This is a genomic window from Pseudomonas endophytica, from assembly GCF_001411475.1.
GTDB lineage: Bacteria > Pseudomonadota > Gammaproteobacteria > Pseudomonadales > Pseudomonadaceae > Aquipseudomonas > Aquipseudomonas endophytica.
The window spans coordinates 1-11,096 of the sequence record NZ_LLWH01000032.1; the positions used below are offsets into that span (position 1 = coordinate 1).

Annotated in this window: 11 protein-coding genes and 1 pseudogene; 9 read left to right on the forward strand and 3 right to left on the reverse strand. The window is 55.8% G+C overall.

All coding sequences use genetic code 11. The features are described from left to right. The coding region (locus AQS70_RS03765) for a sensor histidine kinase (RefSeq protein ID WP_055101586.1) at nucleotides 1–1,229 on the reverse strand (1,229 nt) is incomplete at its 3' end. A 68-nt stretch (nucleotides 1,230–1,297) separates the two neighbouring features. Here AQS70_RS03765 and AQS70_RS03770 point away from each other — a divergent pair. Further along, a complete protein-coding gene (locus AQS70_RS03770) occupies nucleotides 1,298–1,900 on the forward strand; it encodes a LuxR C-terminal-related transcriptional regulator (RefSeq protein WP_055101587.1) in 603 nt (200 codons plus the stop codon). 69 nt (nucleotides 1,901–1,969) lie between these two features. On the opposite strand, the gene AQS70_RS03775 is transcribed toward AQS70_RS03770, so the two are convergent. Continuing rightward, nucleotides 1,970–2,407, reverse strand: coding sequence for a hypothetical protein (locus AQS70_RS03775; RefSeq protein WP_055101588.1), 438 nt, complete (start codon nucleotides 2,405–2,407; stop codon nucleotides 1,970–1,972). A gap of 423 nt (nucleotides 2,408–2,830) precedes the next feature. Here AQS70_RS03775 and pstS point away from each other — a divergent pair, with 423 nt between their 5' ends. The 6 genes from pstS to AQS70_RS03805 all read left to right on the forward strand — a co-directional run bounded on the left by pstS (nucleotide 2,831) and on the right by AQS70_RS03805 (nucleotide 8,044). Beyond that, a complete protein-coding gene (pstS, locus tag AQS70_RS03780) occupies nucleotides 2,831–3,862 on the forward strand; it encodes a phosphate ABC transporter substrate-binding protein PstS (RefSeq protein WP_055101589.1) in 1,032 nt (343 codons plus the stop codon). A 76-nt stretch (nucleotides 3,863–3,938) separates the two neighbouring features. Next, complete coding sequence (pstC, locus tag AQS70_RS03785; RefSeq protein WP_055101590.1) at nucleotides 3,939–4,907, forward strand: phosphate ABC transporter permease subunit PstC; 969 nt, start codon at nucleotides 3,939–3,941, stop codon at nucleotides 4,905–4,907. Next, nucleotides 4,904–5,797, forward strand: a complete 894-nt coding sequence (gene pstA / locus AQS70_RS03790; protein ID WP_055101591.1) for a phosphate ABC transporter permease PstA — start codon at nucleotides 4,904–4,906, stop codon at nucleotides 5,795–5,797. Before pstC ends, pstA begins: the two co-directional genes overlap by 4 nt. Nucleotides 5,798–5,873: 76 nt before the next feature. After that, the gene (pstB, locus tag AQS70_RS03795) at nucleotides 5,874–6,635 is read left to right on the forward strand and encodes a phosphate ABC transporter ATP-binding protein PstB (protein WP_241492797.1); all 762 of its coding nucleotides are present in this window, start codon (nucleotides 5,874–5,876) and stop codon (nucleotides 6,633–6,635) included. A gap of 75 nt (nucleotides 6,636–6,710) precedes the next feature. Next, a complete protein-coding gene (locus AQS70_RS03800) occupies nucleotides 6,711–7,409 on the forward strand; it encodes a hypothetical protein (protein ID WP_055101593.1) in 699 nt (232 codons plus the stop codon). After that, entirely contained in the window at nucleotides 7,409–8,044 is a 636-nt protein-coding gene (locus tag AQS70_RS03805; protein WP_055101594.1) for a hypothetical protein, read from the forward strand. Before AQS70_RS03800 ends, AQS70_RS03805 begins: the two co-directional genes overlap by 1 nt. A 101-nt stretch (nucleotides 8,045–8,145) precedes the next feature. Here the strand turns inward: AQS70_RS03805 and AQS70_RS03810 are convergent. Continuing rightward, nucleotides 8,146–8,905 (reverse strand): annotated as a pseudogene (locus tag AQS70_RS03810) (EamA family transporter). Between the two features lie 117 nt (nucleotides 8,906–9,022). Between AQS70_RS03810 and AQS70_RS03815 the strand changes: the two are divergent. After that, nucleotides 9,023–9,823: an AraC family transcriptional regulator gene (locus AQS70_RS03815; RefSeq protein ID WP_055101595.1), complete on the forward strand. Its 801-nt coding sequence runs from the start codon at nucleotides 9,023–9,025 to the stop codon at nucleotides 9,821–9,823. Between the two features lie 78 nt (nucleotides 9,824–9,901). Next, nucleotides 9,902–11,096, forward strand: a 1,195-nt coding sequence (locus AQS70_RS03820; protein ID WP_055101596.1) for a CmpA/NrtA family ABC transporter substrate-binding protein, incomplete at its 3' end; no start/stop codon positions are given.

Consider the following 11,096-nt stretch of genomic DNA (forward strand, 5'->3'; position numbering starts at 1 on the left):
TCGTGCTGAAGGGTAGGGGTATTAGGCTGTAGAGCCCGAGCAACGCGGTATAAGCGCACTGTCTTTCCATGACCTAACCGCGAGCGGATAGTGACGTTAAGGTCCATCAGCAGCCCCAGACGCTTGACGATGGAAAGGCCTAGGCCAACCCCTTCAACGTCCTTATCGCGCTGATGACGGACACGGTAGAACTCTTCGAATACCTTTAGCAGGTGTTCTTTATCAATACCTCGGCCCTGATCGTGAACCTCAATCGCAAGACCGTCACCGCATTGCCGCACACCGATTAATACCGGCCGCTGGGCACCGTATTTGAAACAATTGGACAGTACATTTTGAACCATCGTTGCGAGTAGCACAGGGTCGACCCGAACCCACTGAGCGCAAGGCCGCAGGCGCAACTCAACACCCGCCCAGCGCGCAGCCTCGGCATTTTGCAGCACTGAATCGGCCAGAAAGTCCCCCAAATGCAAGATCTGGTAGTTGGGCAATACGCGGCCGTTATCCAACGTGTAGAGGTCGAGGATCGAGCGAAAGAGTTGCGATACGTTGAGCAGTGAACGGTCGATATTGTCCACTAACCGTTGCTCTTGATCCCCCAGCCGGGCTTCGCGCAGGCATGCGGTGAACAGGCCTATCGAGTGGATCGGCTGGCGCAAGTCATGGCTGGCTTGGGCCAAGAAACGCGATTTTTCTAAGTTGGCGGCAACCGCTTGTTCAGACGCTTTACGAGTCCGTTCCAGTAACAGGTGGGCATACACGGGAATCACCGTGCTGGTGATCATCAGCATCAGCACCATGAACGGTTGAGCCTGCCACGCAGGCGTCAGCCAATAGACAACCATCAACGCCAGCAACGCCAGAACCGTTGCGATGGCAAGGTAGCGCGAACCATAGCGCATACCGTTGCCCAGGTTGATCCACACCATCACCGCATAAAGTGGCAATGCGGCTTCTGCGCCGACGACCAAGCCGAATGATGTCCCGGTGTAATCGTGAATCATGCCCAAGACTCGACGTGTCGGGTAATGCCCAGGCCAGCGAGAAATAACGTGCCGCAAGCCAATCGACACCAATAGGAACACAACGTAATACAGGATAACGGGCAGGTAAGTGCCCACTGCGTGCCCAGGCAGAAAGCCCAGTACGCTGATATAACCAATGGCGCAAATTGTCACAATGATTCGCAAGTTGGCTTGGTCGAGTTCGGTATTTTTCTCGAATGTCATACAAAGCATCCTTGAAGACATGATCGGGCGCGGACCTAAAGCCCTCCCTATAAAAGGTGGAACACGATATGCCATGCAGAATCATCATTGCTGACGATCATCCAATGTTCCGCGAGGGTATGGTGCGCACCGTGCAGCGGCTGCTACCCGAAGCGACCGTGGAAGAAGCTGGCGACTATGAGGCGGTAAAGGCGCTTATACAAACAGGCGAAGAAATAGACACACTTATTCTCGACCTGCGCTTTCCCGGCCTAACCTGTCTAAGCGTCCTGAGGGAGCTGAAACAGCAATTGAAACGGACCACGCTGATCGTCGTGTCAATGGTCGATGAGCCCTTGTTGATTGAGCAACTTATGGCATTAGGTATTGACGGTTTTATCGGCAAAAACATTGCGCCCGACGAAATCGGCAAGGCGTTGCTCGCCATCAGAGAGGGCGATGTGCTGGTTAAGTTTTCGCCCTCGGGCCTGCTACCGCTCCAAACCAACCTCCTCACGCCGCGCCAGCAAGACGTATTGAGCTTGATTGCGCAAGGCAAAACCAACAAAGAAATAGCCAAAGAGCTGCACATATCGCCCTTTACAGTGCGCATTCACGTATCAGCACTCTTGCGCGCTTTGAACGTCTCTTCACGGGCAGCGGCAGCGGTTAAGTATTCGGGAATGGGCTAATAACCAGGTCTAGGCATTTAAACCTAAGCACCGGTTAATTACAGAATTAAGCGTTCAGGCTGACGTTTACTAAAACCCCGGCGGAATATAACCCGGCACATAGGGAATATTCTTGCACTTGTTGCTCACAATCCGCCCATTATCAATTTTGAAGTCTACAATTTTGCCGGCCTTATTGAGGGTTGCTTCAAGCGTGCAGTCAGAACTATTACCGACAGTATTGTAGTACTCGGTATAGACCATTCCATTGCCCGTATGCGTCATAGAGGTGCCGGCGGCTTCTGTACTCGTCCAACTGGAAGACTTATGCCAAGTTAAAACAACCAGTTCCTCTCCGTTTGCTCCAGTCTTCTTCATGACCGCAGACGGTCGACCAAACAAGTTCAGCGCTTCTTGATCAGACCTGCCCATCCATCGCTCCTGAGCAATGACACGACAGCCATTGAGAAGCACTATAACGGGAACAATCGCGACCACTATTAAGACTTTTACGAGTTGGGTGAACATACACACGTCCATGGCAATAAACACAGTGTCTGAATTTATCACTCAACGCAGTGGGATCAATTAGCACACATGGGCTATTGGCTTATTGATACGTACCGTAGTAGCTAACAGTCCACCCCTCGGGCTCCAACCTCCCCTTAAAAACCCTTGCCAAACCGTTAACAAATGTCAGAACCCAGATAATCCCCTTTGTTAGCCCCCTCCTGCTGCACGCTTAAAGCGCCTTAGCCTCGAACAAATCAGTCATTTTCAAACCTCATCGAAAGCATCGTAAAAGACCTTAAACACTCGCTTTACTGTGCGACGGACCTCGGTCGAGGCATGCGCAGGCCGCTGAATCTCTGTAAGAAAATTCCACGTTCATAAAAATGTCACACGATTGTTGCAAAGTTCTCGGGCCCGATCTCACACGGAATTTCTTTGATGAAAAGCTTAATGAAGTCTGCTGCGCTCGCTGTTGCCGTTTCTCTTTGCGCTACGTCAGCGGCTTTCGCTGCTGAAAGTGTACGTCTGACAGGTTCCGGCGCCAGTTTCCCGGCTCCGATTTACCTGACCTGGTTTAAAGATTTCAGCAAGAAAACCCCTGGCGTCACTGTGGATTATCAGTCCAAGGGCAGCGGTGCGGGTGTACAGGACTTCTTGAACAAGACCGTTGATTTCGCAGCCAGCGACTCAGCGATGAGCAAAGAAGACATGGCCAAGGTTGCCGAAGGCGTGCAATTGCTGCCGATGACCGCCGGTGAAATCGTCTTGGCGTTCAACCTGCCGGGCAACCCTAAAGAGTTGAAGCTGTCACGCGATGTGTACTCCAACATCTTCTTGGGCAAGATCACTAAGTGGAACGACCCACAGATTGCCGCCGCCAACCCGGGCCTGAAACTGCCTGATCTGCCAATCACTGTTGTGGTACGCGCTGACTCCAGCGGCACCACCGCAGTGTTCACCAAGCACTTGGCAGCCATCAACCCTGAGTTCAAAAAGGAACTGGGTGAAGGCAACACCGTTAACTGGCCTGCCAGCGACAAGTTCATCAAATCGCCGAAAAACGATGGCGTAACCGCCACTGTTCGTCAGACCCCAGGTTCGATTGGCTACATCGAATACGGCTTTGCCAAACTGGCCAAAGTTGACTTCGCTCAACTGCAAAACAAAGCAGGCGAGTATGTGGTGCCTAACGCCGAAAGCGGCGCCGAAGCCTTGGCTGCGGTGAAGATGCCAGAAGACCTGGTGGCTTGGCTGCCGGATCCGGATGGCGCTAAATCCTACCCGATCACCACTTACACTTGGATGATCTTCCGCAAGCACAACGAAAACCCGGCCAAGGCCAAAGCCATGCGTGAAATGGTCGAGTATGGCCTGACTGAAGGTCAGAAAATCTCCGACTCGATGGGCTACATCCCGCTGCCACCTTCGGTTGTCGACCAGGTTCGCAAAGCGTCTGCCAACATCCAGTAACGCTCGTGAGATCTCCCCCGGTAGGCGCGCTTAGTCGCCCTACCGAGGGAATGTCCCCTTGTTCCGGAACTAGCCAATGAACACACCCTTTGTCGTACCGGTAAATCCGGATTCTGCCTGCCAACCACCTTCTACGAAGGATTTTCTGGTTGACCGCACCTTCCGTGCCCTTGCGCGAATTGGGGTGGTTTTGATTTTGGCGTTGGTCTTCGCCTTGGTATTTGAGGTGGGACGCAAAGCCCTTCCAGGCATGGAAAAGCACGGTTTTGACGTGCTGTTCGGCACTGTTTGGGACGTTAACCAAGGCAAATACGGCATTCTGCCTGCTATTTGGGGCACGCTGTACAGCGCCTTTATCGCGCTGTTGATCGCCGGTGTTTTCGGCGTCAGCATGGCGATTTTCCTCACTCAAGACTTCCTGCCAGCCAAACTGGCCGCCGTGTTTCGCACCATCGTTGAACTGCTCGCTGCCATCCCAAGTGTGGTGTACGGCCTGTGGGGGATTTACGTGGTGATCCCGGCGATTCGCCCCGTGACAACATGGCTGAACAGCGAACTGAGCTGGATCCCTTTTTTCGGCACCTCGTTAAGCGGGCCGGGACTTCTTCCTGCTGCACTGGTACTGGCGATCATGATTCTGCCCACCATTGCTGCCGTTTCTCAGGACGCTCTGACCGCCGTCCCGATGAAAACCAAACAAGCCGCTTACGGCATGGGCACGACCCACTGGGAAGCGATTCTCAAAGTGATGGTGCCCTCTGCGGCCACCGGTATTTTCGGCTCCCTAGTCTTGGGCTTGGGCCGTGCGCTGGGTGAAACCATGGCGCTGGCGATGTTGGTGGGCAATGCCAACAACATCTCACTGTCGCTGTTTGCCCCGGCCAATACATTGGCCGCGCTGTTGGCCCTGAACTTCCCTGAAGCGGGCCCCAATGAAATCGAAGTACTGATGTACGCAGCCTTGGTGCTGATGTTCATCACACTGCTGGTCAACGTCCTCGGTTCCATGATGATGCTGTACGCCCAACGGGGTCATAAACAATGACAAACCTCACATCCCCCACCACCGCTTTGCCGAGTTTGCAACGTCGACTCGAAGGTCGCTCGCTGCGCAGCTTGATATTGACCACGCTGGTCTGGGTTGGCGCGGTAGTGGCCAGTGTGCCGCTGATTTCCGTGCTCTACATGCTGATCACACGCGGCGGCGCTCGCCTGAGCCTTGAAGTGTTCACCGAGTTGCCACCCACGGGTTTTGAGACAGGTGGCGGTTTCGGTAACGCACTGGCCGGTACGTTTGTGATGGTCGGCATCGCGGCGGCCATCGCGGTGCCGGTTGGCATTCTGGCTGCTGTGTTCTTGGCTGAGCTGGGGCCGGACAGCAAACTGGCCAACGCCTCGCGCTTTGCCGCGAAGATGCTGACCGGTCTGCCGTCGATTCTGGCCGGTGTATTTGCCTACGCCTTGGTGGTGATGACCACCGGGACCTACTCAGCACCGGCAGGTGGTGTGGCGCTGGCGGTGTTGATGCTGCCCATCGTCGTGTTGACGGCTGAAGAGTCGATGAAGATGGTGCCCAAAATCATGAAAGACGCCGCTTACGGCATGGGCTGCACTCGCTCGCAGGTCATCTGGAAAATCGTCTTGCCTACCGGTTTGCCCGCCATTTTGACCGGCGTAATGCTCGCCGTCGCACGGGCCGCGGGCGAAACCGCTCCACTGCTGTTTACCGCACTGTTCAGTAACTACTGGATTTACCACGACGGCAGCCTGGCGGTGATGAATCCAACAGCCTCGCTTGCCGTGCTGATTTACAACTTTTCCGGCATGCCCTTTGACAACCAACTCGAACTCGCATGGGCGGCCTCATTGGTGCTGGTCATGATCGTACTGCTCGTAAATATCGTCAGCCGTATTTTCGGCAAGCCCAAGTATTGAGACAGGGAGCATCTGTATCGTGAACGTATCAACTGCACACATCGCCGCTCCGTTTGTTACCCAGGCGCCGGTGGTCATGGACTGCAAACTGGACAAGATTTTCTACGGCAACTTCATGGCCGTGCGTGACAGCCATGTGCCGATCGAAAAAAACAAGATCACCGGTTTCATCGGCCCGTCTGGCTGTGGCAAAAGTACCGTGCTGCGCAGCCTCAACCGCATGAACGATCTGGTCAAAGGTTTCCGCTTTGAAGGCCATGTGCACTTTCTCGGGCAGGACGTCTATGGCAAAGGTGTTGACCCGGTGGTGGTACGCCGCTACATCGGCATGGTGTTCCAACAGCCCAACCCGTTCTCGATGAGCATCTTTGACAACGTCGCTTTCGGCCTGCGCCTCAATCGCTACAAAGGCGACATTGGCGATCGCGTCAAACACGCCCTGCAAGGCGCCGCGCTGTGGGATGAAGTTAAAGACAAACTCAAGGTCAGCGGCCTGTCCTTGTCCGGTGGTCAACAACAGCGCCTGTGCATTGCCCGCGCCATTGCGACCGAGCCAGAAGTGCTGCTGCTGGATGAGCCGTGCTCAGCACTAGACCCGATTGCGACGCGTCGTGTTGAGGAGTTGATGGTCGAGTTGAAGAAGGACTACACCATCGCCCTGGTGACTCACAACATGCAGCAAGCGATTCGTGTTGCCGATACCACGGCGTTTTTCTCGGTGGACATCTCTCAAGGCACGCGCACCGGCTACCTCGTCGAGATGGGCCCGACCACCCAGATTTTCGACAACCCGCGTGAACAAATGACCGGCGACTACATCACCGGTAAGTTCAGCTGATGCCCCAATGCCCGCGCCTACAGAGCGGGCATTGAGTTGTTTCAACGTGTTGTTTACCGTCTTTCAGGAATACCCATGTCTGTTACACGTCGTCTTGATTTGCCAGCCATCGAACACGCTCTGCGTAAAGTACAGGGGCGCTTTACCGAGCTCAGCCAAGACTTTACCGAGCCGCGTGATCCTCTGACTGACGAAGTGCTAGGCAATGTGCTTGAGGGCTATGCACTGATTGACGACTATGTCGCGCGGGGCGTTGACCTGTTCGATCTTCAGCAACTGAACCTGATGTTGGAAATCAATGCGACCGTCCTCTGCGGGCAAGAGCCTGCGCGGCGCCAAGAATACGCACAGCACCTGTTGGCGACCGAAGAGCACTTTTTCAACAACGTTGAAGGCGGCATCAAAGACTTGTTCAACTGGTATTGCGCGCACCGCAACGAGTCAGTCTGGAAGCGTGCGGCCGGTGTCTACGTCCGCGTTCTCAGCAAGCCGCAATTGTTCATTGAAGGCAACCACCGCAGCGGTTCGCTGATCGTCAGCTATTTGCTGATGCGTGAAGGCTTACCGCCGTTCGTGCTGACACTTGAAAATGCCGAGGGTTATTTCAACCCGTCATCGGTGATACGCAACTCTGCCAAGCATGGTGTTAAGGCTTTGTACGAACTGCCCAAGATCAAGAAAAAATACGCAGCTTTTCTGGAAGAACAGTCGCCTGCGCCCATGAAGTTTTTTCTTAAAGACAAGCCCTTGGCCGCCCATCAAGGTAAACACTGATGAATATGGACACGACATCCGCTACCGGCCAAACCCTACTGAGCCGGGTAAAACAGGCGCTCCAGTCGAGCCTCCCGCTGTCGCTGCAAAAGCGTACGCCGATTCGTATTTCGTTTGATATTGATGACACGCTGGCTTGCCAGCTCGATCACAGCGATGTCGAGCCAAGCCGTTTACCGGCCTGTGTGCATCGTTGGTTGGGTGAACCGCTGCGCTTCGGAACCCGCGCCCTGACCCGCGAGTTACGCCGCCAGGGTTGCAGTGTGTGGGTTTACACCTCGTCCGGGCGCACACCGTCTTACATCAAGCGCTGGTTAATGCTGTATGGCATCCGCGTTGACGGTGTGGTTAACAGTGTTAGCCATAGCCAGGCGCTGGCTGCTCGTGGGCTGGTAAACGCGCCTTCGAAGTTGCCCTCTGCCTTCGACATCGACTTGCATGTGGACGATTCCGAAGGCGTAAAACTGGAAGGCCATGATCATGGTTTCCGCGTCGTGGTTGTCCGCCCACAAGATGACAATTGGGCTCATCAGGTTCTGGACGCTGTCGCGGTGGTTCGTGCACAACTGGACTGGCAGCAATCGTTCAAACACAACGCGTCTGTACCGCAGGGCGCTAGGGTTCTTTCTTCGTGATGCTCACGATCTGGCTTTAAAAGCCAGATCAAAAGATCGCAGCCTGCGGCAGCTCCTACGGGGTGTGTCATACGCTGCGCTGCCTCTGCTTTTTTGTGTCGTCATCTGGCCAGCCCAATCCGCGGCCACTTGAGCATCCCCACCCCCAGCGCCAACAAAATTAGGCCCATCGAAAACCCTTCGCTTAATCCCACTCGGTGCCCCAGCATCAGCATCGAGCCTAAAACGCCGAACACCGGAATCAGTAATGACAACGGGGCGACTTTAGAAACCGGGTACTCCCTCAGTAATACATTCCAGCCCCAATAACAGAAATGCGTCGCGACGTAGACTTGGAACAACAAAGAGAACACCGCCACCCACTCAAGATGCGAAACGACGCTGACAAACGGTGCGTTGCCGTGGGCCAGCCACGTCAGCGCCAGCAGCGGTAACGGCGGGAACAAGCTCGCCCAAACCACAAACGCAAACACCTCTCGGACCTTGGACTGCTTGATGATGATATTGCCAACACTCCAGCTAACTCAGTCGCTCGCCAAACAGCAGCACGCCCCAGCCCAAGGTGAAAAACGCACTGAACTGAATCAACAACGCGGCGGTTCCGGGGGCGACCCCCATCTCTATCCCAAGGTTGATCAGCGCCCACATCGCAACGCCGAATATCAACCCATACGCCGCCAGCCATTTGAGAGCAATGGACGGGCGCTTGATAAAAAACACCCACGGCAGCGCCGCAAGCGTAAATCGCAACGCGGTGAGCAACAGCGGGTCGATGGCCGCCAAACCCAGCTTGGTAATGGGGAAGTTGAACCCCCACATGGCGGTCACGGCAATGGCCAGAAACAGGTGTTTTTTGTGCATTTTCAGAACGTCCATCAGGCAGCGCTGGTGGCTGTGTGCACCAACGGGTCGCCACTATGCGCAACAAGCGCGATGGCCCGCTTGCACTCTTAGGTCAATTTTCATTAAATTCGGGCCATGCGCGAAAATAAACTAGCGACCTACGAACACACGCCCCGCGATGCAGTGGTCACGGCCAACGACTATCCAGACGGGCAACACTTCGCCCTGCACACCCATGCACGCGGGCAATTTGCTTACGCCGCCTGCGGAGTGATTACCGTGTTCACTCCCCAAGGCAACTGGGTCGTGCCGCCGCAAAGGGCGATTTGGGTCCCCGCTCAGATGGCGCACGAAATGCGCATGGCCGGGCCTGTGACCATGCTAAACACCTACATCGCCACCCCCGCGGCAGAGCAACTGGGTTTGCCTACGCACTGTCAGGTCTTCAGCGTTTCACCACTGCTTCATCACCTGCTGCTACAGGCCATCGACATTCCTGAGCGGTACGACGAAGCGCAACGCGAGGGGCTGCTGATGCGTTTGTTGCTTCACGAGATCGCCGCCATGCTGCCCCTGTTCCTCAATGCCCCTCTGCCCAACGAACCCAGACTCGCCCTCGCTTGCCGCCACTTGCTGGCACAGCCGTCGCTGGGTATCGCCATTGATGACATGGCTCGGCAAGTGGGCATGAGCCGCCGCACCTTCACCCGGCTGTTTCGGCAACAGACGGGCATCAGCTTTGTCGAGTGGCGCCAACAAGCCTGCCTACTGGCAGCGGTGGTGCGCTTGGGTAACGGCGAGTCCATCACCCGAGTCGCGACCGACTTGGGCTACAGCAGTCCAAGCGCTTTCAGCAGTGTGTTTCGCAAAGTCTTAGGCGAAATGCCCAGTCGGTATTGTTCGGCCCGTTCGGTACCAGCCAACATGAGCGAGTAAATCGCCAGAGCAACTTATGCGCAGTCATGGCATATGCCTTGCACCCTTGGAGTACGTTTACCCGAAGGTGCATGCCCCATGAACGAACTTTGCGCAGGCCCCTTGGCCTGGGTTAACGGCAGCGATGCCCCAGAAAAGACCGAAATAAATCTCGGCTTTATGGCGCTCAGCGACTGTGCGTCGGTGGTGGTCGCCGCCACACAAGGCTTCGCGCAACCCTTTGGCCTAACCCTTAATCTCAAGCGCCAATCGTCGTGGGCCAGTCTGCGCGACAACTTGGTCAGCGGCCAGCTCGATGCCGCCCACAGCCTGTACGGTTTGATCTACGCCGTACACTTGGGCATTGGTGGCATTGCGGCCACCGACATGGCCGTGCTGATGGGCCTCAATCAGAACGGCCAAAGCCTGAACCTTTCCCACGGGTTGCAAGCGTTGGGCGTGACCCATCCTGAGGCGCTGCATCAGCGCGTGCACCAAAGTCATTCAAAACTTAAGTTTGCTCAGACGTTTCCCACCGGCACACACGCCATGTGGTTGTATTACTGGCTCGCCAGCCAAGGCATTCACCCGCTGCAAGATGTCGACAGCGTCGTCGTGCCGCCGCAACAAATGATCACGCATTTGCAGGCAGGTCGCATTGACGGCTTCTGCGTCGGCGAGCCGTGGGCCGCCAGCGCGGTTCAACAGAACATGGGCTTCACCTTGGCCACCACGCAGAGTCTGTGGCCCGACCATCCCGAAAAAGTCTTGGGCTGTACCCGCGCATTCGTCGAGCAACACCCCAATACCGCCCGCGCACTGGTGATGGCGGTGCTTGAAGCCAGCCGTTTTATTGAGCAAAGCACTGAAAACCGGCGCAGTACCGCCCACCTGTTAAGTGCCCCCGCGTACTTGAATACAGACGTAGCCTGCATCGAGCCACGTTTACTCGGCGAATACAGCGACGGCTTGGGCAATCACTGGCACGATCCGCATGCCCTGCGCTTTCATGGCCACGGCGAGGTCAACCTGCCGTACCTGTCCGATGGGATGTGGTTCATGACCCAATTCCGTCGCTGGGGGTTGCTGCGTGAAGACCCGGACTACCTCAGCGTCGCCCGTAACGTGCAACAACTGGCGTTGTACCGTGACGCTGCCAGCGCCGTGGGCGTGAGCGCGGCATTACAAGACATGCGCAGCAGCCAACTGATTGACGGCAAAGTGTGGGACGGTTCCGACCCGGCAGGTTATGCCCACAGCTTCGCACTGCACGCGCTGAACCCCCACCCCCCCC